This window comes from Ekhidna algicida, from assembly GCF_051379705.1.
Taxonomy (GTDB): Bacteria; Bacteroidota; Bacteroidia; order Cytophagales; family Cyclobacteriaceae; genus Ekhidna.
Genome location: NZ_CP179868.1, coordinates 395,937 through 420,901 on the forward strand (window position 1 = coordinate 395,937; position 24,965 = coordinate 420,901).

The 24,965-nt window shown below is 38.8% G+C and carries 23 protein-coding genes; 12 read left to right on the forward strand and 11 right to left on the reverse strand.

From position 1 onward, the window contains the following. The first annotated feature begins 54 nt into the window (after nt 1–54). The 3 genes from ACL8WY_RS01545 (at nt 55) to ACL8WY_RS01555 (ending at nt 4,659) form a co-directional block, all read left to right on the forward strand. Nucleotides 55–2,415: a penicillin acylase family protein gene (locus ACL8WY_RS01545; RefSeq protein WP_436516524.1), complete on the forward strand. Its 2,361-nt coding sequence runs from the start codon at nt 55–57 to the stop codon at nt 2,413–2,415. Between the two features lie 62 nt (nt 2,416–2,477). After that, the gene (locus ACL8WY_RS01550; RefSeq protein ID WP_436516525.1) at nt 2,478–3,302 is read left to right on the forward strand and encodes a prohibitin family protein; all 825 of its coding nucleotides are present in this window, start codon (nt 2,478–2,480) and stop codon (nt 3,300–3,302) included. A 70-nt stretch (nt 3,303–3,372) separates the two neighbouring features. Beyond that, nucleotides 3,373–4,659 (forward strand): citrate synthase, encoded by a 1,287-nt coding sequence (locus tag ACL8WY_RS01555; protein WP_436516526.1) that lies wholly within the window; start codon nt 3,373–3,375, stop codon nt 4,657–4,659. Nucleotides 4,660–4,733: 74 nt separating this feature from the next. Here ACL8WY_RS01555 and ACL8WY_RS01560 read toward each other — a convergent pair whose 3' ends face one another. Beyond that, entirely contained in the window at nt 4,734–5,219 is a 486-nt protein-coding gene (locus ACL8WY_RS01560; protein WP_436516527.1) for a nuclear transport factor 2 family protein, read from the reverse strand. Between the two features lie 93 nt (nt 5,220–5,312). Here ACL8WY_RS01560 and ACL8WY_RS01565 point away from each other — a divergent pair, with 93 nt between their 5' ends. Next, nucleotides 5,313–5,702 (forward strand): cytidine deaminase, encoded by a 390-nt coding sequence (locus ACL8WY_RS01565; protein ID WP_436516528.1) that lies wholly within the window; start codon nt 5,313–5,315, stop codon nt 5,700–5,702. Here ACL8WY_RS01565 and ACL8WY_RS01570 read toward each other — a convergent pair. Further along, a complete protein-coding gene (locus tag ACL8WY_RS01570; RefSeq protein ID WP_436516530.1) occupies nt 5,699–6,199 on the reverse strand; it encodes a hypothetical protein in 501 nt (166 codons plus the stop codon). The two genes, ACL8WY_RS01565 and ACL8WY_RS01570, sit on opposite strands and share 4 nt — an antisense overlap. Before the next feature lie 47 nt (nt 6,200–6,246). After that, nucleotides 6,247–6,615, reverse strand: a complete 369-nt coding sequence (locus tag ACL8WY_RS01575; RefSeq protein ID WP_436516531.1) for a response regulator — start codon at nt 6,613–6,615, stop codon at nt 6,247–6,249. 301 nt (nt 6,616–6,916) lie between these two features. Between ACL8WY_RS01575 and smc the strand changes: the two genes are divergently transcribed. The 3 genes from smc (at nt 6,917) to ACL8WY_RS01590 (ending at nt 12,049) form a co-directional block, all read left to right on the forward strand. Further along, on the forward strand, nt 6,917–10,438 hold the full coding sequence (gene smc, locus ACL8WY_RS01580) for a chromosome segregation protein SMC (RefSeq protein ID WP_436516532.1): 3,522 nt from the start codon (nt 6,917–6,919) through the stop codon (nt 10,436–10,438). A 15-nt stretch (nt 10,439–10,453) separates the two neighbouring features. Further along, entirely contained in the window at nt 10,454–11,383 is a 930-nt protein-coding gene (locus ACL8WY_RS01585; protein WP_436516533.1) for a hypothetical protein, read from the forward strand. A gap of 63 nt (nt 11,384–11,446) precedes the next feature. Continuing rightward, nucleotides 11,447–12,049 carry a DinB family protein gene (locus ACL8WY_RS01590; protein ID WP_436516534.1) on the forward strand — a complete coding sequence of 201 codons (603 nt, stop codon included), beginning with the start codon at nt 11,447–11,449 and terminating at the stop codon, nt 12,047–12,049. Nucleotides 12,050–12,082: 33 nt separating this feature from the next. Here ACL8WY_RS01590 and ACL8WY_RS01595 read toward each other — a convergent pair whose 3' ends face one another. From ACL8WY_RS01595 to ACL8WY_RS01620, 6 genes are all read right to left on the reverse strand, one after another. Next, nucleotides 12,083–12,262, reverse strand: coding sequence for a hypothetical protein (locus tag ACL8WY_RS01595; RefSeq protein WP_436516535.1), 180 nt, complete (start codon nt 12,260–12,262; stop codon nt 12,083–12,085). A 73-nt stretch (nt 12,263–12,335) separates the two neighbouring features. Then, entirely contained in the window at nt 12,336–12,908 is a 573-nt protein-coding gene (locus tag ACL8WY_RS01600; protein ID WP_436516536.1) for a uracil-DNA glycosylase family protein, read from the reverse strand. A gap of 3 nt (nt 12,909–12,911) precedes the next feature. Beyond that, nucleotides 12,912–14,015 (reverse strand): fatty acid desaturase family protein, encoded by a 1,104-nt coding sequence (locus ACL8WY_RS01605; RefSeq protein WP_436516537.1) that lies wholly within the window; start codon nt 14,013–14,015, stop codon nt 12,912–12,914. An 83-nt stretch (nt 14,016–14,098) separates the two neighbouring features. After that, complete coding sequence (locus ACL8WY_RS01610) at nt 14,099–14,854, reverse strand: LytR/AlgR family response regulator transcription factor (protein WP_436516538.1); 756 nt, start codon at nt 14,852–14,854, stop codon at nt 14,099–14,101. Next, nucleotides 14,855–15,877: a sensor histidine kinase gene (locus tag ACL8WY_RS01615; RefSeq protein WP_436516540.1), complete on the reverse strand. Its 1,023-nt coding sequence runs from the start codon at nt 15,875–15,877 to the stop codon at nt 14,855–14,857. An 8-nt stretch (nt 15,878–15,885) separates the two neighbouring features. Then, nucleotides 15,886–16,302, reverse strand: coding sequence for a DUF2141 domain-containing protein (locus ACL8WY_RS01620; RefSeq protein WP_436516542.1), 417 nt, complete (start codon nt 16,300–16,302; stop codon nt 15,886–15,888). Nucleotides 16,303–16,535: 233 nt separating this feature from the next. Between ACL8WY_RS01620 and ACL8WY_RS01625 the strand changes: the two genes are divergently transcribed. The 3 genes from ACL8WY_RS01625 to ACL8WY_RS01635 all read left to right on the forward strand — a co-directional run bounded on the left by ACL8WY_RS01625 (nt 16,536) and on the right by ACL8WY_RS01635 (nt 21,359). Then, entirely contained in the window at nt 16,536–18,344 is a 1,809-nt protein-coding gene (locus tag ACL8WY_RS01625; protein ID WP_436516544.1) for an acyl-CoA dehydrogenase family protein, read from the forward strand. A gap of 115 nt (nt 18,345–18,459) precedes the next feature. Beyond that, nucleotides 18,460–19,890: a TonB-dependent receptor gene (locus tag ACL8WY_RS01630; RefSeq protein WP_436516545.1), complete on the forward strand. Its 1,431-nt coding sequence runs from the start codon at nt 18,460–18,462 to the stop codon at nt 19,888–19,890. 77 nt (nt 19,891–19,967) lie between these two features. After that, nucleotides 19,968–21,359, forward strand: coding sequence for a sodium-dependent transporter (locus ACL8WY_RS01635; RefSeq protein WP_436516546.1), 1,392 nt, complete (start codon nt 19,968–19,970; stop codon nt 21,357–21,359). Nucleotide 21,360: 1 nt separating this feature from the next. On the opposite strand, the gene ACL8WY_RS01640 is transcribed toward ACL8WY_RS01635, so the two are convergent. Continuing rightward, a complete protein-coding gene (locus tag ACL8WY_RS01640; RefSeq protein WP_436516547.1) occupies nt 21,361–22,170 on the reverse strand; it encodes a hypothetical protein in 810 nt (269 codons plus the stop codon). A gap of 227 nt (nt 22,171–22,397) precedes the next feature. Here ACL8WY_RS01640 and ACL8WY_RS01645 point away from each other — a divergent pair, with 227 nt between their 5' ends. Together ACL8WY_RS01645 and ACL8WY_RS01650 are read left to right on the forward strand one after the other, a co-directional pair. After that, nucleotides 22,398–22,949 carry a DUF4136 domain-containing protein gene (locus tag ACL8WY_RS01645; protein WP_436516548.1) on the forward strand — a complete coding sequence of 184 codons (552 nt, stop codon included), beginning with the start codon at nt 22,398–22,400 and terminating at the stop codon, nt 22,947–22,949. Between the two features lie 2 nt (nt 22,950–22,951). Beyond that, nucleotides 22,952–24,367 (forward strand): Na+/H+ antiporter NhaC family protein, encoded by a 1,416-nt coding sequence (locus ACL8WY_RS01650; RefSeq protein WP_436516550.1) that lies wholly within the window; start codon nt 22,952–22,954, stop codon nt 24,365–24,367. 1 nt (nt 24,368) lies between these two features. Here ACL8WY_RS01650 and ACL8WY_RS01655 read toward each other — a convergent pair whose 3' ends face one another. Further along, nucleotides 24,369–24,959 carry a tetratricopeptide repeat protein gene (locus ACL8WY_RS01655; RefSeq protein ID WP_436516552.1) on the reverse strand — a complete coding sequence of 197 codons (591 nt, stop codon included), beginning with the start codon at nt 24,957–24,959 and terminating at the stop codon, nt 24,369–24,371. Between the last annotated feature and the right edge of the window lie 6 nt (nt 24,960–24,965).

The following is a 24,965-nucleotide window of genomic DNA, read 5'->3' on the forward strand; positions in this document are numbered from 1 at the left end:
AAAAAGCCGTCTCAATTTGAGACGGCTTTTTTATTTTGTACCAAAATAACATCAATGAAAATTCTAAAAATTCTTGGAGCGGTGCTCGTATTGTTTTTTGTAGGTGTAGTTGCGTATCTTTTCTACTTAAAATCATCCCTTACCCCGTCCTACTCTGGAGAAATTCAATTGCCTGTTCTTAACGAAAGCACCGAGGTATATTTTACAGAATTCGGCATCCCACACATCTATGCAAAGAATGAGATTGATGCTTACAAATCATTAGGGTATGTTCATGCAAAAGAACGTCTCTGGCAAATGGACCTGTTAAGACACGTTGGAAGTGGGCGTCTCTCCGAGCTTTTTGGTCCAGACTTGATTCAGGTAGATAAATTTCTCAGAACCATGGGACTAAACTCTTACGCCAAAGAGTCCGCAAAAGCCTATCTCCAAAAAGATCATGAAAGTGTAGTATTAGTGCAGGCATACATTGATGGAATCAATCAATACATTGATAATAACCCTAAGCCGCTTGAGCACACAATTCTTGGCTTAGAAATCGAGCCATTTGAAGTCCAGAATGTCTTTGAAACCTTGACTTACATGGCATTCAGCTTTTCCAATGCCCATATCACAGATCCGGTATTGACCGAACTATCTGCCAAACTGGATTCCGCATATTTAAAAGACCTCAACATTTATCACTACAAGGGTGAATCCACCTTAAGATCATTCGATGACAGATATGCTGATCAGGCAAAGCAAACCCTTGCAGTACTCAATCACCTGAAAGTTCCCGAATTTATCGGAAGCAATAGTTGGGTTTTGGCAGGAGAAAAAACGGAGAGTGGCAAAGTCATTCTGTCTAATGACCCACACATCGCTTTCTCACAACCATCGGTTTGGTATGAGGCGCATCTTATTTCACCAGCAAATGAATACTATGGCTACCACATTCCCGGAGCGCCCTTTCCCCTACTCATGCACTCCGAAAAGCAAGCGATTGGTTTAACCATGTTTGAAAATGATGATATGGACTTTTATGTAGAAGAAATGCACCCGGAGGATTCAATGATGTATATGCATAAAGGGAATTGGAAGGAGATTGCATTAAGAGAAGAAGTTATCAAAGTGAATGGAGAGGGTGATGTCAAGTTCAATATTCGTTCGACTGTGCATGGCCCGATTGTTTCGGATATCTTACAAGAAGAACCGCTATCAGATATCGTGAGCATGTATTGGGTTACCTCCAACTTTCCCAACCAAATGATTGAGTCCATTTATGGGTTCGTTAAATCAGAAAGTATAGCTGAGCTGGAGCAAGCTGCCTCCCAAATTCACGGACCCGGGCTGAACATTATGTATGGAGACTCATCTGGCAACATTGCCTGGTGGGCAGTTGGAAAGTTGATCAAAAGACGTGATGAACAAACAAGTAAGACTTTCTATGATGGATCTACCGGACAGGATGACGTAGACTCCATGTATTCGTTTAGTCAAAACCCACATGCAATCAATCCGCCGTGGGGTTATGTTCACAGCGCCAACAATCAGCCGGACACAGTTAATGGAGTACTTTATTCCGGCTACTACCTTCCGGACGACCGAGCTGAGCGGATAACTGAAATCTTAGAACCCGCCGCTAAGGTTAATATTGAAGAGATGAAGACTATGCTTCTGGACGACAAATCCATGATGCAAGAAGCCATAAAAGGAATCATGCTCCATTCCATAAAAGACACCGAAAGAGGAGACTTACTCAGATCTCTCTTAAAGTGGAATTGTGACTTCAATAAAGACGATTTTCGCCCACTCATTTTTCAGAGATGGATCAATGAGGTTTTGAAAGGTGCAATGAAAGATGAAATCGGAGATGAACTCTGGCCAATCTATAAGAAGACACACACTTATAAGGTTTCAGCAGAACATTTAATCAAAAACGAAAACACCTCTTGGTGGAATGATATAAACACACCCGAAAATGAAACGCGAGCACTCATAATTCAAAATGCTTTTGAAACAACCATCGCTGCGTTATCAGAAAATTGGGGCGAGGACTATACTCAGTGGAAATGGGGAAACGCACACCAGCTTAATCACAAACATGCCATGGGTGACGTTATTAGCTTCTTGAGTGTTGGCAAGTTTCCTGTTTCAGGCGCTAACGAAGTGCTCAATAACATGGGATATACTTATGAAGATATACCGGAGCAAACCATCTTATTTGGTCCTTCCACTAGAAGAATTGTGGATTTTGCAAATGTGCGGAACAATAGCTGGAGCATTCTTCCTACAGGTCAATCAGGGAATTATTTCAGTCCCTATTACGACGATCAGGCGCTGATGTTTGCCAACGGGGAATTTCGAAAAATGGAAATGAATCATACAAACATTAAGCAATCTGAAAATAAACTCGTGCTGAAGCCGGCGGACTGAACCGCAGACCGCTGCTTAATGTTACCTTTACGAAAAATTGAATCAACCCAAACCATATAAACATGGACAATAGAAAATACTTACCATTTGTAATCATTGGAATAATTGCATTTATCGTGCTATTATCAGCCTTCAATCGCATTTTCTATCGGATTGAGGCCTCAGAAAGAGCAGTTCTTTTTAGATCTCTTAGCGGTACTTTGGAGAAAGAAAACATCATCGGCCCAGGATGGCAAGTAAAAGCTCCATGGAACGATGTGTATATATATGAGGTGTCGGAGAGTAAGATTGAAGAGACCATGGATGTACTTGATAAGAATGGCTTAAGCATAAGCGTAGATGTAACCGTTCGATTCCATCCTAAATACGATGCAATTGGCACAATACAAGAAAACTTCAGAGGTGACTATATACAGCGATTAGTAATTCCAGAAGCCCGATCAACAGTACGACAGGTAATGGGGCGCTACACAGCTGAGGAGATCTATTCCACAAAAAGACCAGAGGTAGAAGCTGCGATAAAAGAAGAAACAAGGTTAGTTCTTGGCTCACCAGGAAATGAAGTTGAAATGAAAAGCCTATTAATCAGGTCAATAAAACTGCCTGAACAAATAAAAACAGCTATTGAAAATAAGCTTAAGCAAGAGCAAGAAGCATTAGCGTATGAGTTTCGACTTGACCGTGAAAAAAGTGAAGCCGAAAGAAAAAGAATTGCTGCAGAAGGTGAAGCTGCTGCCAATAAGATCATTAACAGTAGTTTAACTGATGAGTTGTTAAAAATGAGGGGAATAGAGGCAACAATGAATATTGCTAACTCACCCAACTCAAAAGTAATTGTAATAGGAGGCAATGATGGAGGTTTACCCCTGATTTTGAATGGGAACTAACCCTTCAAAATCTGAATTATAATAGTTAATTTCGTGGAAATCTTAAAATCAGCAAAGAATAATAAACAACATGTCTAAAACCGCTCAAATAACCATTGATGGTAAGTCGTATGAGTTACCTGTAACTGTAGGAACAGAGAATGAAACGGCAATCGATATCAGTTCATTTAGAGGTCAATCCGGAGTAATTACGCTCGACAGAGGATTCAAAAACACCGGCTCATGTGAAAGTGCTATTACTTTTCTTGATGGTGAAAAAGGAATCTTGCGATACAGGGGTTATCCAATTGAGCAACTAGCTGACAATTCTACATTCCTTGAAGTTGCCTATCTGCTGATTTATGGCGAGCTTCCGAATAAAGCTACTTTTGAAAAATTCGCAGGAGATATCACTCATCACACCCTAGTAAATGAGGATATCAAAAAAATACTTGATGGTTTTCCATCTGCTGCGCACCCAATGGGAGTCCTCTCCTCATTGATAACTGCACAAACCGCATTTTATCCAAACAGTCTCGATCCAAACAGGTCTAAAGAAGAAACTGAATTGGGAATCATTCGACTTTTAGCTAAAATGCCAACGTTTGCTGCTTGGGCTTATAAGAAGAAAGTAGGTCACCCGGTTATTTACCCGAGTAATAAAATGGACTACTGTGGCAACTTCCTCAACATGATGTTTGCTTTACCTGCCGAGGAGTATGAAGTAGATCCGGTTGTTGCGAATGCGTTGGACAAATTACTGATTCTACACGCAGATCATGAGCAAAACTGCTCTGCATCGACAGTAAGAATTGTTGGATCAAGCCAGGCTAGCCTGTGGGCATCTATTTCTGCAGGAATCAATGCTTTATGGGGACCATTGCACGGTGGAGCCAACCAAGCAGTGATAGAGATGCTTGAAAATATCAAAGCAGATGGTGGCGACACCAAGAAGTGGATGGCAAAAGCCAAAGACAAAGACGATCCGTTCAGATTGATGGGCTTTGGACACAGAGTGTACAAGAACTTTGATCCAAGAGCCAGAATCATCAAAAAAGCTGCTGACGATGTATTAGAAAAGCTTGGTGTAGTAGATCCAGTGCTTGACATTGCTAAAGGACTCGAGGAAGAAGCGCTCCGAGACGAATACTTCGTAGAAAGAAAACTGTATCCTAACGTGGACTTTTATTCTGGCATCATCTACAGAGCACTAGGAATTCCCACGGACATGTTCACTGTGATGTTTGCACTTGGAAGACTTCCTGGATGGATCGCTCAGTGGAAAGAAATGAGAGAAAATGGAGAGCCTATCGGACGGCCAAGACAGGTATACACTGGAATGAACGAGAGAGATTATATAGACCTTTCTTATAGATAAAAACTTTAACTCCACAAAAAGTAAAAGCCCTAATCAATATGATCAGGGCTTTTTTATTTTAATATCAACTTAAATTATTCTGTTGGAGCCATAGGAAATTTCTCTTCCTTCACTCCACTCACGTGGCTGCTGATTGCCTTCCATTTACCCTCCACTTTTACCAAAATATTGCTGGACTTATACTTCGTGATATATGCCTCTCCGGCCTCTACACCCTTCATAGTGCCTTCTCCAGAAATCACAGCAGTTCCGTTATCAAAAATATCCAGGCGAATAATTTCAAAATCAAACTCGTCATAGCTTGGGCCATAGTTTGATATATACGCTAGCTCATCAGCTTTGGTATATATATCTCCATTATCATCAATCATTTGAAAGTCTTCGTGAAGCATCTGATCTAACAAGACCGTATCTTGCTCTCCGTATGCTTTAGGCCATAAAATAGTCTTAAACTCTCTTAGAGTTGCTTCATCATTTTCCGTAATCACAACAGGGTTTGCAGCAGGAGTCGTACAGCTATTAAGCATCACTCCTAATAATCCTAGCAATAAATATTTCATAAATTGTTAAATGTTAAGAACTGCAAACTACACAAAATACGTAGTAGCATATTTAAAGGAACGTTTAATTTAGATATTGTTTACAAAAATCATATGTCTGAGATACAATTGAAAGAAAAAGCTAAAGAGGCATCAAAGCATGCCTATGCTCCTTACAGCAAATTTAAAGTTGGATGTGCACTACTTACTAAATCCGGCAACATTTATACTGGTTGTAATGTTGAAAACGCCTCTTACGGACTAACCATATGCGCAGAGCGAAATGCCATTGCACAAGCCATTAATGTTGAAGGAGAGATCGAAATTGAAACAATCGTTGTGTATACTCCAACACCTACTCCTACTCCACCATGTGGTGCTTGTCGGCAAGTCATTCATGAGTTTGGAAATCCCGAGGTATTCAGCTTCTGTGACTCACAAACATCAAATACTCATTCAATGAATGATTTACTCCCTCATGCTTTTGATTTGAATAAAGATTAATATTTGCGAGTCAAGATTTCGCTGTAGATAACCGCTTTCTTTGCTTCTTCTGAATTTAGCCCGTCACGAATCTCATCAGCAATTGACCATTCCTCTTCTTCTTCATCCTTATCAGTGCCTTTAAACAGTCTCGGTTCTTGAAAATTTTCATCAGGTGCAAATTCAATATCTGCTCCTTCAGCCATTTTTATGGATTCTTCATAAACTTTCCGACTTTCATCATCAGCAAACACTCTGCGCTCTCCTTCAAGACTTTGGCTTTCCTTTTCTGATTCTCTGGTATCGATGACAACCGGCTCCTGCTGAATAATCGGTTCTTCCTCTGGTCTTCCTTCGGTAATCTCCTTTAGAAGATCTTCGAAAGATTTGGGCTTATTTGTTGGTGGGTTATTTTCAGAACCAGGACGTTCATTCGGCTGCTCCTTCTTTTTTTTTCCTCGTGTGAGGAAATAAATCACTGCAGCGATGATGTACCACCAAAAACTAAAATCGTCCATACTGCTAAGTTAGAAAAACAGTAATGAAAGTTGGCTGTAAAGAAGAATTAATCGTTGATAGTAGATTTGAGAGTTGTAATGATATTTTCCTTGTCAAAAGGTTTACTAAAATATCCGACGATGAGGTTCTGATCAATTGCGTCAACAACTTCCTGAGCTCCTCCATAACCAGTCAAAAGGAAACAAGGTAAGCTCTCTTTTGTTTCTTTAACCTTAGTGATAAACTCAATTCCATCCATTTCTGGCATTCGAACATCACTTACGATAGCAGCAATCTCATCATGCTCTTTTATCAGACTCAGAGCCTCTGAACCTGACGTTGCATTAAGTATTTCGAATTCATTTTTAAAATTGAATTCGAAAAGGGTAATGTTGAACTGATCATCGTCCACGTACAGAATGGTCGGTTTCTCCATATTAAGAATTTTCCTACTATCTATGTGTTATTAAAAATAATTGACTTTTATTAAAAAGTTAAGTTATTCTCGCAATTGCTATTTGTTTGTTACAATAATGCAACTAACATTTGAATTACACCCCAATCATTCGATTAATCTTTTAAATAATTACATGAATCATTGATCTTACAGATCGAATCTCTCTTATGGGGAAAAAAGGTGGATAAATCATGTAAACAATTTCAATTTCTAAACACCTACTTGCAGACTAATCTTATATTTTTGTCCGCTTCACCGTGATAGACCGAATGTATTCTACATGCAGTTAACTAAATTAGAAATAAAGGGTTTCAAAAGTTTTGCAGATCGAGTTATAATTAACTTCGATGAAGGCATTACTGGCATTGTAGGACCCAATGGTTGCGGCAAATCAAACGTAGTAGATTCCATCAGATGGGTACTAGGAGAACAAAAATCAAGAGTACTCCGATCTGATAAAATGGAGAACGTCATTTTCAATGGAACGAAAGCTCGGAAACCTACCCAGCTAGCCGAGGTTTCACTCACATTCAACAATACTAAGAATCTTATTCCAACTGAGTATGCTCAGGTGACTATAACCAGACGTTACTATCGCTCCGGTGAAAGTGAATATTTGCTCAACGGAGTGACTTGCCGTCTAAAGGATATTACCAATCTTTTTCTAGATACAGGTATTGCTTCTAATAGCTACGCAATTATTGAACTGAAAATGGTAGATGATATCCTTAATGATAAGGATAACTCTCGACGAACCTTGTTTGAAGAGGCTGCCGGAATTTCCAAATTCAAGATCAGAAAGAAAGAGACGCTAAAAAAATTAAGTGATACAGATGCTGATTTAGAGCGAGTGGAGGATTTGCTCTTTGAAATTGAAAAAAACCTAAAGTCCCTGGAACGCCAGGCATCTCAGGCCAAAAAATACTACGAGCTAAAAGACGACTATAAAAACTCCAGCATTGCTTTAGCAAAAAAGGCAATGAACAATCAGCAAGAACATTTCGATACCATCCAGCAACACATTCATGGAGAGAATGATAAAAAACTTGCACTAAATGCACTGTTGAATGAAAAAGAAGCAGCCATTGAAAAAGCCAAGGCAGATCTTATCACAAAAGAAAAGTTACTCTCTTCTCGTCAAAAAACGCTAAATGAACATGTAAGCACTATTCGTCAATACGAGAGTGATAAAAAGATCAAAAATGAGCGTCAAAAATTCTTAAATGACAAAATTGATTCGCTCAAGGAACAAATAAGTCATGATAAACAAAGTAGTGAACGAGCCGCAGTTTCGCTGGAAGGTTTACGAAATGAGGCCAGAGAAGCTGAGAAAGATGTAACATCCATCCTCTCAAATGTCGAATCTCTTAAAAACGATTACGACTCTCAAAAAAATCTCACCACCGAAGCTCAAGAAAAGCTCAACTCATTAAACCAATACTTCTCCGATAAAAAGGACCATCAATTTCAACTCACCAAAGAGATTGAAATAAAAGATATCCAGCTAAAATCTATGCTGGGCGAACTTAGCAAGACGAGTGAAGATTCAAGTGAAAAGAGTGCCAATCTAGAAGAATTTAAAAATAGACTCACAGAAATAGGAGAAGAAAGAAATGAGAAGCAGACCACCTTTGATCAATTAAGATCTGCAGAAGAAAGCCTAAAAGAACAAATAGCTAATACTGAAGATCAGCTTACTAAAGCACTTGAAGAATTAGCTCAAATCAATCGGTCTCTCGATGCGCGTCAGAATGAATTCAACTTGACCAAATCGCTGGTTGATAATCTAGAAGGATTTCCAGAAGCAATTAAGTTTTTGAAAAAGAATCCTCAATGGAAAGATGCTCCACTACTATCTGATATATTGAGTTGCCCTGAAGAATATCGAGTTACAATCGAAAACTTCCTGGAGCCTTTCATGAACTACTATATAGTAGAATCAAAGGACGATGCGCTCAAAGCTGTCAATCTTCTCAGCGAATCCACACGAGGTAAGGCCAACTTCTTTATTTTGGATCTTCTAAAAAATCATACCTCTGAAAAACTAGGGATACCAGCAGGAAGTGTCTCAGCACTTGATCTAATAGATTATGACGCTAAGTATGAAAACCTGATCAAACATCTACTCTCGAATGTTTTCATCTCTCCCAACCCAACTAGCGAGTCAGATGAAAACACCGTAATGCTTGATAAGGAAGGAAAAATCACTTTCCGCCGATATAGTATTTCTGGAGGTTCCATTGGTCTGTTTGAAGGAAAACGAATAGGTAGAGCCAAGAACCTTGAGAACCTTGAGGTAGAAATAAAGAATCTTAAAAAGAAGCAAACCCAATCCGAGCAAAAAATCGCCAAGCTTCGGTCTCAGCTTGAAGAATTACGCCTCGCTTCAAAATCAGTTCAACTTGAAGAAGTAAAAGAAGAACTTGCCAGGATCAAAGAAATGGAAGTTTCTGTTCAAACCAAACAAGAACAATTCGTAGAACTTCTTACCTCCAATAAAAATCGTAGAGAAGATATACAACAACAAATTGTTCAGCTCGAAAAAGCACTTGAAGAGCTAAGGCCGCAAGCTGATAAAGAAAAAGAAGAGCTTAAAGAACTTGAGACTAGGCTTGAAGCAAAAAAAGAAGAAGCTGGGACACTTCAAGAAGCCTTAGAGGTAAAATCAACAGTTTATAATGAAGAAAACGTATTGTTTCATCAGCGTCAAAACAAGCTGAATAGTATTCTTCAGGAAATTTCATTCAAAGAAGAATCATACCATGCATCACTTGAGCGAATCGAACAAAACAAAGAAGATCTTGAGGATGCTACATCAAACCTCAACGAGCTTGTCAAGAAAAGTACGGCGAGTGATGATGAGCTTGTCGGAATGTATGAGGAGAAAGAAGCACTTGAAAATGGGGTAAACGAAGCAGAAAAGGAATACTATGAGGCTCGTTCCATTATAGACGAAGAGGAAAAGAATCTAAGAGAAACGCAAAGGACTAGAGAAGGAATAGACAATGCACTCATGGAATGGCAAAACAAACTCAATGATGCCAAAATGGGACTTAATTCTGTCAAAGATCGACTTTCTGTAGAATTCAATATCAATCTTGAACAGATCAAAGAAGAAGATATTTCTGACTACAAGAAGTTCAATGAAGAAGAACTTCGCACCAAAGTTGATAAGCTGAGAAACCGATTGGACAACATGGGACCCATCAATCCAATGGCCATGGAAGCCTTTGAAGAAATTCAGGAAAGGCACACTTTCATCATTGGACAAAAGGAAGACTTAATTAATGCCAAAGAATCTTTGCTAACAACAATCGCCGAGATAGATGAGGTGGCAAAAGAGACATTCATGGAGGCATTCCAGCATATAAAAGAGAATTTCATTAAAGTGTTCCGAACGCTCTTCACCGAAGAGGATGATTGCGATCTAATACTCACAAATCCGGAGCAACCCTTAGAAAGCTCTATCGACATCATTGCTAAGCCAAAAGGTAAACGTCCACTTACAATAAACCAGTTATCAGGTGGGGAAAAGACACTTACAGCCACCTCACTCCTATTTTCAATTTACCTGCTCAAGCCTGCACCGTTCTGTATATTCGATGAGGTCGACGCTCCTTTAGATGATGCCAATATTGACAAATTCAATGAGATCATTCGTAAGTTTTCCAAAGAGTCTCAGTTTATAATCGTCACTCACAATAAGCGGACAATGGCGAGCACAGATGTAATATATGGAGTTACTATGCAGGAACAGGGCGTATCTAAAGTAGTTCCTGTAGATTTGCGTGAACTGGCATAACTCAGACAAAACCTAATGAAAGCTCTAGTCAAAGCTTGTTTGATATTACTCTGTGCAATAGGCTGTACTACAAACAATGATAGTAGCCGCTCTACAAGTGATTCCGGTCAATTATCTAGCGTTCAGCCTGAATTGTCCAGGAATTTTGACTACCAATCACCAATGCCGAAAAATGGTGAATTATATGCCGTCGTAGAATTAGGTGCTTTAGGTCTTAATTACTTCATAGTAGATATTGACAAACAGAACAGATGGTCATTAAAGGCATCTTCATATGGAAGAAGTAATATTATTTATGGAGTGAATACCACTACGGAGATAATAAACAAGATTTCTGAATTCAGAAGTGAAATCTTAGAGTACGGTGTAAACAAAAAAAATATTCACATAATTGCAAGCTCAAGTGCTGTAAAAGCAGCCATTGTTGAAGAACTAAAATCTGAGTTATCAAGCCAAAACCTAGATATAGATTATATCAACTCAAAAGCAGAAGGTCAATATGCATTGATGGCTACCATTCCAAAAGAGTTTATAGATGAGTCTTTTTTGGTGGATATAGGATCTGGCAATACCAAGTTATCCTGGGTAGAACGTAATGATACACTTAGTATTGACATCCATGGATCTAAGTATTTCCTAAGCGATGTACAAGACACCACAGTATTTAGAGAAGTAAGAGATGCAATTTTAGAGATACCTCGAAAAAACAGAAATCTATGCTTTATGCTAGGTGGAATGATTTATGAGTTTGTAAAAGATGACATCCAAAAAAGTGAACAGAGGTATTTTGTATTAAAGGCACCAAATGACTACCCAGTGGATAACGAGAAGCTAAAGGCTGCAAATGTCATCTACAATGCGCTATTCTTAGCGCCTACCTACTCTTATATTTTTGATAGTCAGTCCAACTTTTCTGTTGGTTATCTACTTAGTTTAGAAAAGTAGCAATCTAATTTTGTCCAAATTGAATCCGATCGTTCGTTAGTGACTAAACTAAACACTACAATAATGAAGAAAATAGGATTAGCAGTTATTTGTACGGTGATTGTTGTAGCATCTATTGCACAAACAACCATAAGCAACGAAGAAAGGAAAAAAGCACTCACTCACTTAAAGAAAACGCAAAACGAGCTTACAGCATTGGTCCAAGGACTCAATGAAATTCAAATGAATTTCAAGCCTGATGAAAGTGTCTGGTCAATCGCAGAATGCTTGGAGCACATAGCAATTTCTGAAAAAAACCTTATTGAAATGATCAAAGGTGGGCTTCAAGGAGAAAGCGATCCTGCCAGAAGATCTGAAGTAGCGATGAGTGATGAACAAATTCTGGCGTTAATAACCAGTCGGGAACAAAAAGTAAAAACTCGGAAAGAGTTTGAGCCCACCAATAGTTTTGGTGGATCTGATGGCACACTCAAGACTTTTAAGGAAAGACGAAAGTCCAATATGAAATTCCTTAAGTCTACCGATGCAGACTTAAGGAATCATTATTTGCAATTCCCATTCGGCCTACTTGATGTATATCAGGGTGTTCTGTTTATGTCTGGACATACGCAGAGGCATACGGATCAAATAAAAGAAATAATGGAAAGTGATAACTTCCCGAGCTAAATAAAAAGGGTCTGATATTCAGACCCTTTTTTGTTAATCAATTGAAAGCTTTCGCCTAAGCTTTTCAACTCCATCTTCAGAAATTAAATGGCAGGTGTCAGGCGATTTTAAATGTAATTCTGCTAATTCTAACAAAACTCTGGATACATTTTTAGCAACAAAGCGCTTTTCAGACACTTCGCTTTTATAGGTAGATATTATTGAAATATTCATATTTAGTGATAAGTATATCGCTAATCTCTATGGTTATTACATGAATATCAATACCCATTTTTGGGTATTTTGTCTAAAAATCGAACTTCTTGATGCAGTGTTTCAATTCAGGGAGGAGATCTTTTTCAAACCAATCATTCTTTTTCATCCAAATTCTATTTCTTGGAGAAGGATGTGGCAATGGGAGGTACTCTGGCAGGTACTTTCGAAATGATTTCACATTCTCAGTTAGCTTCTGCTGAGCACCCACATTCAAGTAGTGATTCTGAGCATACTGTCCTACAAGAAGTGTTAATTGTACCGATCTACACTCATCCAAGACTTTTTTATGCCAGAGTGGAGCACATTCTGGTCGTGGTGGCAAGTCACCTGATTTTCCTTTCCCTGGATAACAAAAGCCCATCGGAACAAGCGCCACTTTTGAGGGATCATAAAAAACATCATCTGACATATCTAACCAATCTCTCAGGTTTCTACCACTTGCATCATCCCATGGAATACCAGACTCGTGCACTTTTCTTCCGGGAGCCTGACCTATAATCAGAAGTTTAGCAGTAGCGGAAATGCTCACAATTGGCCTGGGGCTATGCACAAAAAAAGAGCCGCACACAGTGCAGCTCTCAATTTCTTTTAATAAATCTTTCATGATCTATCTTCCCAAAGCGTACAGCATTTTTCCATGAGAAAGTAATGCCGATCTAAAGGTTGGATATGATCGGTATGGAATATTGTATTCTTCCGCTGTTTTTCTTACAATCTTAGATATTTTCCTGTGGTGAACATGGCAGATATTTGGGAATAAATGGTGTTCAATTTGGTAGTTCAAGCCACCAGCAAACCAAGATAAAACCTTATTCTTCTGAGCAAAATTACAAGTTGTCTTTAACTGATGAACAGCCCAGTTCTCCTCAACGAAATCTTTGCCCGCTACGTCTTCAAAAGAATGATCTTCCATCACATGTGCCGGCTGAAAAATACACGCTAGAATAAATCCAGCAACATAATGCATCAAAACAAATCCTAAAATAATGTGATACCATGGCAATGAAGTAAATAGAAGGGGAAGTGCAAGTATGTATGAGTAATAAAAAACCTTCGTCATAGCCAACCAAATCCATGCTCTGGTTATACTTTTAGTTTGCTTTCTTAAATGACCATCCTTTGTATACTGCGCTAACTGACTCCAGTCTTTCACAATGATCCAGCTCATAGTCATTAGACCATAAAGAAACCATGCATAGATATATTGCCATTTGTGATGGGGCTTAATTGGTGCGTTGGGATCAAATCTCAAAACCCCACCTGCTGGTGAAATATCTTCATCCATACCTGTCACATTGGTATAGGTATGATGTTTTACATTATGCTGAATCTTCCAGTTCGTGGCGTTTGCACCTACAAGGTTGAGAGAATAACCTACTAGGTTATTAATCCACTTCTTCTTAGAGTATGCTCCATGATTTGCATCATGCATCACAGAAAGTCCAATTCCGGCTTTTCCTAATCCCATTAAGAACGCCATCAGGTAGAAAACCCAAATATTTTGAACTACTCCAAATAGGAACATAAAATATGGCACAAGATATAAGCTGAACATAAAGATGGTTTTCACAACCATTTCAATGTTCGCATATCGTCCATATTTCGAATTCTTGAAATACTGATTCACACGCTGGTTAAGCGTCTTGTTAAATTCTTCGTGCAGATTATTCTTAAATCTTACAACTTTGCGGCTCATTGTGGCTACAGACATATACTAACTAAATAAAAATTCAATACTCAAAGCTACTTAAGAAACGTTTCATATGCCAGATGATTTTGATCAGTGGTAAGTATTTATCTATCAAGCCAGGCTTTAAACTCACCTACTCGCTCCCTAGCAACTATTATTTGATCTTCATCAAAATGATCAATTACAATTTCCAATCTTGAATTAGTAAAAGCAATAATGTCCTTGATATAGTTCAGATTGATCATGTATTTTCTTGAAATACGGAAAAAATCATTTTTACTCATTAGATCCTCCACTTTATCTAAAGTATAGTCTATAAGAAAACGCTTTCCTGAAGTTGTAAACAAATAGGTTCCCTTATCCTGACTGTAAACGAGCTGAATATCAACTGTTTCGACCGTTTTTAGATGATCACCAACTTTCACAACGAATCTTTCCTTCCCGGAAGGTTGCATGGATTTAACCAAATCACTTAAATCCATTGAAGGCGCTAATGATTCCTTTTTACTGAAATTCAGCTCAAGCTTTTGAATCGCGGACCCAAGCTCTTCCTCAGCAATAGGTTTAAGTAAATAGTCGACACTGTTTGTCTTGAATGCCTTCAAAGCAAATTCATCATATGCCGTGGTGAATATGATCGGTTTCTCAACTTTTATCTGATCGAAAATGTCAAATGAAATACCATCTGCGAGTTGAATGTCCATGAACAGCACATCGTAGGCTAATGCAGGCAATGAGATAGATGCTGACTCTACAGAATCAAACTTTGCCACAAATTCATATGTTGGACGAAGTGTTTCAATTAACGACCTTAATCGTTTGGCAGCCAATTGCTCGTCTTCGATAATTATAAACCTCATTTATTTCATATTTAACAATGGAATTCTAACCTCAAAGTAATCCCCCGTCCTTATTATTTCAACTTCTTTATCAGAAAGGTACTGGTAGCGCGATTTAATGTTTGCGAGACCTACTCCTGTTGAGTCTTTCACTTTCTTTTCCTTAAGATTATTTCTAACTGAGCAAATCTGATCTTGTTGTACGTCTATTTCAATAGTCAAAGGATTCTTTTCGCTAACAACATTATGCTTAATTGCATTTTCAACAAGAATTTGAATAGCTAACGGAGGAACAAAAAGATCTGGTTCCTTGTCGGTGATTTCAACCTTTAGATTTTTCCCAAAACGAATTTTTTGTAAAAAGATGAAGTTCTTCACAAAATCCATTTCTCTTTCAAAAGAGACCACTTCATCATCCATGCTATCCAAAACATATCGGTAGACCTGAGATAGCTTTCGTATGAACTCCACAGCCTTTTCCTGATTATCATAAACCAGTGAACTTAGAGCGTTTAAAGAATTGAAAAGAAAATGCGGGTTAACCTGATTTTTTAGGCTATTATACTGAGATGATATTTGCTCTGTTTTAAGCTTTTCCATGTCTATGGAAGCTTGTCTCCATGATATAAGAAAGCCTCTGCCATGCATGAAAACGTTTATACCCAAAGTAATCCATAGGGTGGTTCCAAACGGTGCTCCGGATTCTTCAAGAGTTTCTGATAAAGTTTTTCCAAAAACAACCAAGTCAAAAAACAAGTCTAATCCCCAAACAGCTAAAAAAACATAGACAACAATTGATCCAACGCTGACCAAAAAACGGAGAATAGGAGCTTTTAACCAAGGAATATACTTATCCCATAAATCAACCAAAAACTCACTGCCTTTCCAATAAGCCACCCAAGCCATGCCATTATAGCTGTAGCTTATAAAAAAATACTTTGATAAAAAATATGGCTCCTGCATGCAGTTGGAACAAAAAGCAACCATATTCAATACACCACCAAACAGGAATATTAAAATAGTGCTAATGAGGTTATATCTCATTTGTTTACTCATAGTGAAATCACTATTTTCTGAGCGCCACCCTTTACTTCAAATTTGCATTGTTCAAAGCTAGGCGGGCCAAACATTCCCTTAGCATTGTTTGAAAAAGCATATGGCTCTGATGGGATACCTATGAAATTAGCGTCAAGCTTACCATTATCATTTTCATCATGAAAGAGAGAAATAGCGTAGGTGCCCTCTCCCAGCCCTTTAAAGGAAAACTCTACTTGATCGGACTCAATGATTTTATCATCACTCATAATTTCCTTCGTAAGGAAGTGATCTTCATGATCATAGATAGCGATCATAAGGGAGCCTTTTACTTCTTTGATGTTTTCAACCCTTACCACCAACTCGCAGGTGTTTTGCCCATCAGCAATAAAGGCAGCAATAAGTATCGAAATGAATAAAGTCTGTTTTATCATAGTGCTTTTGTTTGAATCAAAGTTGATACCAACCAGATCAAAGCATCAATTTTGAATGACTCAACTGTCATTTTTTAGGGTTGAACTGTCATTCGATTTTCAAAGAGCAATAATAGTGCATTGATGAATCAAAAAAATCATAAATTGTTATGCATGCAGAGTAAATATACGTATATTTGTTATGCATGCAGAGTATTTTTAATTAATCAAAATCAGAATATATATATCATAAAATGGAAGCAGCAATAGGAAATAAAGTATTAAAAGGTGGTGAGTTCATTGTGAAAGAAACTGCGGCAGAAAGTGTCTTCATTCCAGAAGAATTTTCTGAGGAACAAAAAATGATGGCAGCCGCCACCCAAGATTTCATTGATAAGGAAATCACCCCTATTACAGAAAGCATCGAAAACATGGAAGAGGGTGTTATGCCTGGCTTAATGGATAAGGCTGGTGAGTTAGGACTTTTGGGAGTAAACATTCCTGAAGAGTATGGAGGACTAGGCATGAGCTTCAATACTGGTATGCTCATTGCAGATATTATGGCAGCCTCTGGTTCATTTTCTACAGCGTATGGTGCTCATACTGGAATTGGAACATTACCAATTCTTTACTACGGAACCGAAGAGCAAAAGAAAAAATACCTCCCACTACTTGCAAGTGGTCAGTGGAAAGCATGCTACTGTCTGACTGAACCCGATGCTGGATCTGACGCCAACTCTGGAAAAACAAAAGCTGTGCTATCTGATGATGGTAAGCACTACTCGATCAATGGTCAGAAAATGTGGATATCTAATGCTGGCTTTGCAGATCTGCTTATCATTTTTGCCAAAATTGATGACGACAAAAAACTTTCTGCTTTCATAGCAGAACGTACCTGGGATGGAATCACCATGAATGATGAAGAGAAAAAGCTCGGCATCAAAGGTTCATCTACTCGTCAGGTGTTCTTCAACGACCTGAAAGTGCCTGTTGAAAACCTTCTTTCTGAAAGAGAAAATGGTTTTAAAATAGCTGTTAATGTTTTAAATGTTGGTAGAATCAAGCTTGGTGCAGGCTGTATAAATGGATGCAAAGAAGTTGCCACTAAGTCAACTCAATATGCAAATGAAAGAAAGCAGTTTGGCGTGTCTATTTCAAGCTTCGGTGCGATCAAGCAGAAACTAGCCAATATGGCAACTCGCACATATGCCACAGAATCTGCTTCTTACAGGTCAGGGCAGGATATAGAAAATTTAATTGCTAAACTTCAGGAAGATGGATTAAGTCCGAGTGATGCCAAATTAAAAGGAGTAGAACAATACGCAATCGAGTGCGCAATGATCAAGGTGCATGGATCAGAAGTGCTTTCCTACTGTGTAGATGAAGGAGTCCAGGTATATGGAGGCATGGGATTCTCGGAAGAGGCTCCAATGGCAAGAGCATTTAGAGACGCGCGAATTACACGTATATATGAAGGTACTAATGAGATCAACAGAATGCTCCTTGTAGGCATGATGTTTAAAAAGGCCATGAAAGGTGAGATTGATCTACTTGGTCCTGCCATGGCAGTTGGTAAAGAATTGACGGGCGTTCCATCATTCGATGCACCAGACTTGTCAGCACCATTAGCTAAGGAAAAGGAAGTTATCAAGAATCTGAAAAAAGCTGTTCTAATGGCGGCAGGCAAAGCCGCTGAAAAATTTGGGCCTAAACTCGATCACGAGCAAGAGGTTTTGATGAGCCTTGCCGACATGGTGATCGAGGTGTACGTAGCAGAGTCAACCCTACTTAGAACAGAAAAATTGATGAGCCTATACGGAGATGAGGGAAGTGCGCTATATCAGAACATGGCAAAACTTTACTTATACGAAGCAGTAACAAAAATCAAAAATGCCGGAGATGAAGCAGTAGCCTGCTTTGCGGAAGGTGATGAGCTTCGTGTCATGCTAATGGGGATGAAGAGATTCACCAAAATGGATCCTGTAAACACCAAAGAGCTAAGGCAAGCCATTGCTGATGTGATGATTGAGGAGAATAAATTCCCTTATTCATTGTACAACTAATAAGAATTCTTTTACGTTTGGAATAAAAGCCGGCCATAAGGTCGGTTTTTTTGTTTACAATTTGTTTTAGCCACAATTCAAAATAGCTTTGTAGAGGGACGCATAGCATCCAAAAATGGAAGAATTCAATAAGAAACTAACCACCAAAGAAAAAGCACTACAGCTTAATCTTGACACAAGAATTTACGGCACAGTTGCTGAAATTGGTGGAGGACAGGAAGTAGCAGCATATTTCTTCAAAGCAGGTGCAGCCTCAGGCACCATTGCTAAAACCATGTCAGCATATGACATGACTTTTAGTGATGCCATCTACGGAAAGTGTGATCGATACGTATCACAGGAAAAACTCCTAAGGATGCTGGATCGGGAATACTCGCTTCTTGATCAACGCTTAACCCAGCGTGCCAAAAAGACCACATTTTTTGCTTTTGCTAATACGGTAGAAGTAATCAACTACAATAGAAGTAATGTTGGGCATGGCTGGATGGGTATCCGTTTTCAGCGTCATTCCGGATCTCAACCCAATGAATGTATCATTCATGTAAGTTTAAAAGATCGAGATGCAGAGTGGCAGCAACAGGTTCTGGGAATTGTCGGTGTTAACTTGATCCACTCGTGTTATACATACAATACGCCGGAAGAAATCATTGATTCACTTGTTGACAATGTCAGGAAAGACCGACTGGAAATAGATATGTTCTGCATTTCCGGGCCTGACTTCCATCATGTAGATAATCGATTGATGACCTTGAAGCTGGTAAAGAATGGATTGACCAAAGTTGCCATGTTCGGGCCAGACAAAAATGTTATTCTTCCTTCTGATATCATATATCGTAAAAACGCCATTGTCCTAAGAGGTCGCTTCCGTCCCGTTACCCATGTGAATGTAGACATGATGATTACAGGAATGCGGGCATTTAAGAAAGAACTCGGCCACACAAAGGACATTGTTTCAGTGGTGGAAATCACACTCAAGGACTTAACCCTTGCTGGCGAGCTTGATGAACAAGACTATCTTGATCGAGTAGACTTACTGTGCTCGCTTGGGCAGAATGTGATGATTTCAAATTATCAGGAACATTACAAGTTAGCGGGATATCTTTCTCAATTCATAAAAGATAAGACTTTGGGAATCATCATAGGTCTAAATAACCTAACTCAAATTTTTGACGAAAAATACTACAAGAACCTTGACGGAGGCATACTTGAATCCTTTGCAAGGCTCTTCGGCAGTAATGTAAAACTGTTCGTTTATCCTATAATTGATTCTTCTACGGGAGAAATTAAGAACGGCAATGATTTCACTCCTGACCGTCATTTGGAGAGTTTATTCTACTACTTTATTGAGAATCATAAGATATTGAGTATTCCAGATGCCAAAACAGACAACCTTCACATCATCTCAGATCAGGTATTAGATATGATAGAACGTGACGAAGAAGGATGGGAAGCTATGGTTCCAAATCGTGTTGCTGAGTCGATCAAATCAAACCATCTTTTCAACTACCCATATGAAATTGAGGTAGACGGAGAAGATTTGGCTTAACCACTGATAACATAGCCCTTTGCAGGTACCCTCCTTTTGCTATATTTGGCGCATTAACCTAAAACTAAATTTAGTTCATGAGCGCACGCGGTAAGTTTTCAAGCAAACTTGGTTTCATTTTGGCAGCAGCTGGATCAGCAGTTGGATTGGGTAATATTTGGAAATTCCCTTTTGAGGTTGCCGATGGCGGTGGTGCAGCATTCGTTGTTATATATCTCGCATTTGCTTTCATTCTTTGTTTTCCAGTGATGGTTACTGAAATCGCTATTGGACGTAAAACGCAAAAGAATCCAGTAGGAGCATATGTTTCTCTTGGATTTAAGAATTGGAAATTTTTAGGGCTCATGGGTATCCTGAGTGGTGTCCTTATACTCTCATTTTATAATGTTGTGGCAGGATGGGCATTTGGCTATTTTTTAGAAATGGTCAAAGGAAACTTTGGAATCGGTGAATCATTTAGTGAATTCCAAAATGACATTCTCCATGTTGGGTCATATGGACTAGTTTTCATGGGTGTTACCGCTTTTATTGTGTCAAAGGGTATTTCAGGTGGTATCGAAAAGGCTGCCAAATTCCTAATGCCCTCATTGGTAATCATGATCCTTTTACTGACGGTCTATGCATCATCTTTACCCAATGCATTTAAAGGCATCTCGTATTACCTAATTCCAGATTTTGGCGAGGTTACTCCAGAAGTAATTTACAATGCATTAGGACAAGCTTTTTTCTCACTATCACTTGGAATGGGTGCCTTGATTACTTACGGAAGCTATATATCAAAAGAAGACAACATTGTATCTTCCGCTGCATATATCACGCTGACTGATGTTGGTATTGCATTTCTTGCAGGACTAATGATGTTTCCTTTCGTTGCCTATTTGACTGATGGAACAATGGAAGGTTTCACTGGCGGCCCTGGGCTTATTTTTGTCACGCTACCCGGTGTATTTGAATCGCTCGGCTCCACTTTAGGTGTTGCTGTAGGAGCGCTGTTCTTTTTGCTGTTGTCATTCGCAGCGCTCACGTCAACAGTTTCGCTATTAGAAGTACCAGTAACCTACGTGGTTGACGAATTTAAGATGAAGCGAACCACTTCTGTATGGATTATCGCCACGCTTATTTTTCTTTTGGGAGTGCCTTCATTATTATCAAGTGGCTATTCTGGACTGTTCACAAACTTCATCACGTATATAGGAGCATCAACTCCAACCAATTTCATGACTTTTGTCGAACACATTGGGAGTGACACATTGCTTCCTCTTGGTGGTGTTCTGATTACAATTTTTGCAGCCTACGTTTGGAAAAAGCATAATCTTATCGAGGAACTGAGAGTTGGAAATCCAAAACTAGAAGGTACCTGGAAAGAGAAATACATAGACTTTGCTGTGAGCTATCTCTGCCCAATTCTCCTTACATTGGTTTTTATCTTCACCGTACTCGGAAGGTTTTTTGGAATAAATCCTTTTTAGCCTATTCCTTTATAAACGTACCGGGATCTTTCCCATTGAAATAGATGATGTATCGTCCTTGCCGGAGGACGGTAACATCGATTTCTTTCCCCTGCCCTTCAAGCACGAGCTTTTGCCCATCATCATAAATTTCATAGTGGGTTGATCGAGACAGATAGACTTTAGTTTTAGCTGACTTTGGCTTAAAATCAATAGGCTCTGGATAATGATCAAAGTCAACTTCCCATGAAAAAAGGTATTTCACTCTGGAACCACGTGGAAAATTGTATTTGATCCGATACTTATTGCCCCCTTCTTCAAGATTAGGGTAATGAACATAGTCAGCACCTTCGTACCTACCCAGCCCAGGACGAACCTCCTGATCTACCCAAACTCCACCCTGAAGTCTCTCAATTTCAAATTCTCCTACCCCGGTTTCCCCTTTAGTACTCCAGGCCAGTGCACTGTCTGTAAGAGAAACTGACGTAAATCGGAATATTGTGTGAAAAAGTATGGCTTCAGGATTAATGATCGTTGGGGCGCACAGCGTATCCTTATGGACAATTCGGATTTTTACTGGTGTATATAAATCATACCCATCGAAATCAATCTTAATCGCGCTGAGTTTATAATTCAGACCTACAAATTTTTCGTTGATATAGATGTCCTCAACACAAAAAGTAAGGTCAGACTTGTCAAATGGATTCTGAATAAACAAAGTCTTTCCCTGGTATACTCCGGCAATGTTGGTTTCTACCTTTGGAGAGACCTGTCCAAAAATTGAACATGCCAATAAAACCATAAGCACAAACAGGCTTGCTCCCTTATTCATTTTCATTCTTTGGTAACACCACATCAAACATGATGCATATCAACGAAAAGTATTAATTATTTCGATGAGTATACATAATACACCAGCTAAATTTTATCGTATTGAATTAAATGAAGAATCAATATTCATATTTTCACAAGAATATGAATTCTCAATTAAGAAATTAGAAGTTCTAAATTGACAATTCTAATCCATTTAATGGGTGTAAATTGATAAATTAGCTTCTAATGAAAAAGTGGTTTTTTCTCACCTTCGTAATTATTGCGAGCTGCAACCCTAAAGTGGTTTCCTATGTAAACTCAAAAGCCAATTTTAGTCAATTTGAAACCTATCGTTTGGTTACTACTAAAGCAGAATCAAAAACTTTTACACCCGAAAATACACTCATCTTTGATCTAATTAAGAAGTCTATTCGTATGGAAATGGATAAGCGTGATTACATAGTGTCTAACGTTTCACCTGATCTAACCTTACGCTACGAGGTAACGGCCAGCACTCGCTTTGAAACCAATAGTAATCAAGTAGGACCGTATTATGCACCACAGGTTAACACTCGTACCATCTATGAATCCGTTTTGCTAATGGAATTGTATGATTCAAAAAAGAAATTGGTTTGGCAAGGCAGCTATGATTTGCGTCAGCAGAAAAAAGAAAAGAAAGCTTCGAAAGCAATTGAAAAGGGAGTAGGACATATTTTTACTAGCTATCCGTATCGAGCAAAATCAGCTAAAATAGATGAGGCTTTGAAAACTATTGAAAATAAAAAGAAAGACAACTGATAATGACAGATTATGGATTCTGGTCACTGATACCACCTCTCCTAGCTATTGGACTAGCGATTAAAACCAAACAAGTTGTCTTTTCACTCTCTCTGGGGATATTTGTTGGTTATCTAATTATTCAAGGAGGGAATGTCTTTGAAGGATTTCTATCTACAATCACCGCATTCGTTGATGTTTTTCAAAGCAAAGGAAATACAAGGACCATCATCCTCACCTTAATCATCGGAGCGATGATTCAGTTAATCAAGTATTCTGGAGGAATCAATGGGTTTATTAATTGGGTTCAAAAGCGTCTTTCAGGACAGAAAAACTTCAGGGAAAAAATTCAAGCCACATCAGCACTTACCGGGTTTTTGATTTTTGTCGAGTCTAATATTTCGATCTTGACTGTGGGCACCATTTTTAGACCATTGTTTGATAAGCATAAAATACCAAGAGAAAAACTCGCTTATCTTGCAGATTCAAGTTCTGCACCCTCCTGTGTTCTTTTCCCTCTCAACGCGTGGGGAGCTTATGTAATGGGACTGCTCCTCGCATTTCCAAGTTTGGATCCTTTCCAAACCCTGGTCTATTCGATACCATTTAATTTTTATGCCATTCTAACATTGATCTTTGTTTTTTGGCTTTCATTTTCTGGTAAAGAATACAGTGAGATGAAAAAAATCACGGAACGGAATGAAAATTTGCATGAAAAAGAATCAGTGTCTGAGGAGCGAGCTTCATCTCCAATGAATATGGTAATTCCAATCGTAGTAATGGTTCTAACCATGCCTCTCTTCCTCATTCATGGAGGTTGGGATGCAACACTCGAGGGTAGTGTTTCTGACAAGATATGGAATAGCATAAGTAATGGATCTGGTTCAGAGGCAGTGCTAAATGCTTGCTTTACGGGCTTTATCGTTGCTGCTATTATGTATTTTGCGCAAAAAATATTAACCATTAAAAGCTTTATAGATCAATCCTTCAAAGGGATGAATGATATGGTGGTAATGGCAGTCTTGATGGTGCTGGCATTTGCCATTGGCAATTTGTGTAATGACCTGGGAACGGGGATTTACGTCTCAAGAGTTACTTCATCCTGGCTAATTCCAGAAGTAGCGCCTGCACTAATATTTATCATCAGCGGTTTCATTGCGTTTGCAACCGGAACTTCATGGGGAACCTTTGCTATTATGATTTCAATTGGTGTGCCACTTAGCTTCGCAGTTGATGCAAATATCTACCTAGTGATAGCTGCTGTATTAGGTGGAGGTGTTTTTGGAGATCACTGCTCTCCAATTTCAGATACTACTTTGATTGCATCAGTGGCATCTGGTTGCGATCACATAGATCATGTTAGAACACAATTACCCTATGCCCTATTTACCGGAGGCTTGTCGATTATTTTCTATTTAATCGCAGGATTTATATTATAATCTACTCGCAGTAGTCCTTGATTGCTTTATCAGCTCCTGGTACATCAAGAGATTTAGCAAACTTGAAATCTTCGCAAGCGGATCTCATTTTCTCCTGACCTACTTTTACGGCTCCTCTGTAAAGGTAAGCTTCACCAAAATCGCGGTTAATTGTGATTGCGTTATTGTAAGATTCTATGGCTTGCTCAAAGTAGCCCAGTTGATGTTCTGCTCTACCTGCCAAGAAGTGCGCTTGGGCATTGTTTTCATTTAAATCTATCGCATCACCTGCGTAAATTAAGACTTTGTTGTAGTCGTGCTTGTTGTATGAAATTTTTGCCAAGCTCAAGTATGCGTTGATATACTTTGCGTCAATTTCCAATAAGCTCTCAAAATCTGTTATCGCTTTGTTGATCTCCCCAACCTCTTCATATGATCTACCTCTATTGTAGATACTTTTCTTATGATCAGGATGAGTTGCTAAGTAGGAAGTGTAAGCGTCGATCGCTTCCTGATATTCTCCATCATCAAACAGGTCATCCCCATTTAGAGAATCTTCATTATTACAACTTAAAGCAATAAGCGAGATAAAAACTAGTGCTACGTATTTCATGTATAT

Coding starts and splice junctions, on each gene's coding strand:
- ACL8WY_RS01545 (WP_436516524.1), top strand. CDS start 55: ATGAAAATTCTAAAAATTCTTGGAGCGGTGCTCGTATTGTTTTTTGTA.
- ACL8WY_RS01550 (WP_436516525.1), top strand. CDS start 2,478: ATGGACAATAGAAAATACTTACCATTTGTAATCATTGGAATAATTGCA.
- ACL8WY_RS01555 (WP_436516526.1), top strand. CDS start 3,373: ATGTCTAAAACCGCTCAAATAACCATTGATGGTAAGTCGTATGAGTTA.
- ACL8WY_RS01560 (WP_436516527.1), bottom strand. CDS start 5,219: ATGAAATATTTATTGCTAGGATTATTAGGAGTGATGCTTAATAGCTGT.
- ACL8WY_RS01565 (WP_436516528.1), top strand. CDS start 5,313: ATGTCTGAGATACAATTGAAAGAAAAAGCTAAAGAGGCATCAAAGCAT.
- ACL8WY_RS01570 (WP_436516530.1), bottom strand. CDS start 6,199: ATGGACGATTTTAGTTTTTGGTGGTACATCATCGCTGCAGTGATTTAT.
- ACL8WY_RS01575 (WP_436516531.1), bottom strand. CDS start 6,615: ATGGAGAAACCGACCATTCTGTACGTGGACGATGATCAGTTCAACATT.
- smc (WP_436516532.1), top strand. CDS start 6,917: ATGCAGTTAACTAAATTAGAAATAAAGGGTTTCAAAAGTTTTGCAGAT.
- ACL8WY_RS01585 (WP_436516533.1), top strand. CDS start 10,454: ATGAAAGCTCTAGTCAAAGCTTGTTTGATATTACTCTGTGCAATAGGC.
- ACL8WY_RS01590 (WP_436516534.1), top strand. CDS start 11,447: ATGAAGAAAATAGGATTAGCAGTTATTTGTACGGTGATTGTTGTAGCA.
- ACL8WY_RS01595 (WP_436516535.1), bottom strand. CDS start 12,262: ATGAATATTTCAATAATATCTACCTATAAAAGCGAAGTGTCTGAAAAG.
- ACL8WY_RS01600 (WP_436516536.1), bottom strand. CDS start 12,908: ATGAAAGATTTATTAAAAGAAATTGAGAGCTGCACTGTGTGCGGCTCT.
- ACL8WY_RS01605 (WP_436516537.1), bottom strand. CDS start 14,015: ATGTCTGTAGCCACAATGAGCCGCAAAGTTGTAAGATTTAAGAATAAT.
- ACL8WY_RS01610 (WP_436516538.1), bottom strand. CDS start 14,854: ATGAGGTTTATAATTATCGAAGACGAGCAATTGGCTGCCAAACGATTA.
- ACL8WY_RS01615 (WP_436516540.1), bottom strand. CDS start 15,877: ATGAGATATAACCTCATTAGCACTATTTTAATATTCCTGTTTGGTGGT.
- ACL8WY_RS01620 (WP_436516542.1), bottom strand. CDS start 16,302: ATGATAAAACAGACTTTATTCATTTCGATACTTATTGCTGCCTTTATT.
- ACL8WY_RS01625 (WP_436516544.1), top strand. CDS start 16,536: ATGGAAGCAGCAATAGGAAATAAAGTATTAAAAGGTGGTGAGTTCATT.
- ACL8WY_RS01630 (WP_436516545.1), top strand. CDS start 18,460: ATGGAAGAATTCAATAAGAAACTAACCACCAAAGAAAAAGCACTACAG.
- ACL8WY_RS01635 (WP_436516546.1), top strand. CDS start 19,968: ATGAGCGCACGCGGTAAGTTTTCAAGCAAACTTGGTTTCATTTTGGCA.
- ACL8WY_RS01640 (WP_436516547.1), bottom strand. CDS start 22,170: ATGAATAAGGGAGCAAGCCTGTTTGTGCTTATGGTTTTATTGGCATGT.
- ACL8WY_RS01645 (WP_436516548.1), top strand. CDS start 22,398: ATGAAAAAGTGGTTTTTTCTCACCTTCGTAATTATTGCGAGCTGCAAC.
- ACL8WY_RS01650 (WP_436516550.1), top strand. CDS start 22,952: ATGACAGATTATGGATTCTGGTCACTGATACCACCTCTCCTAGCTATT.
- ACL8WY_RS01655 (WP_436516552.1), bottom strand. CDS start 24,959: ATGAAATACGTAGCACTAGTTTTTATCTCGCTTATTGCTTTAAGTTGT.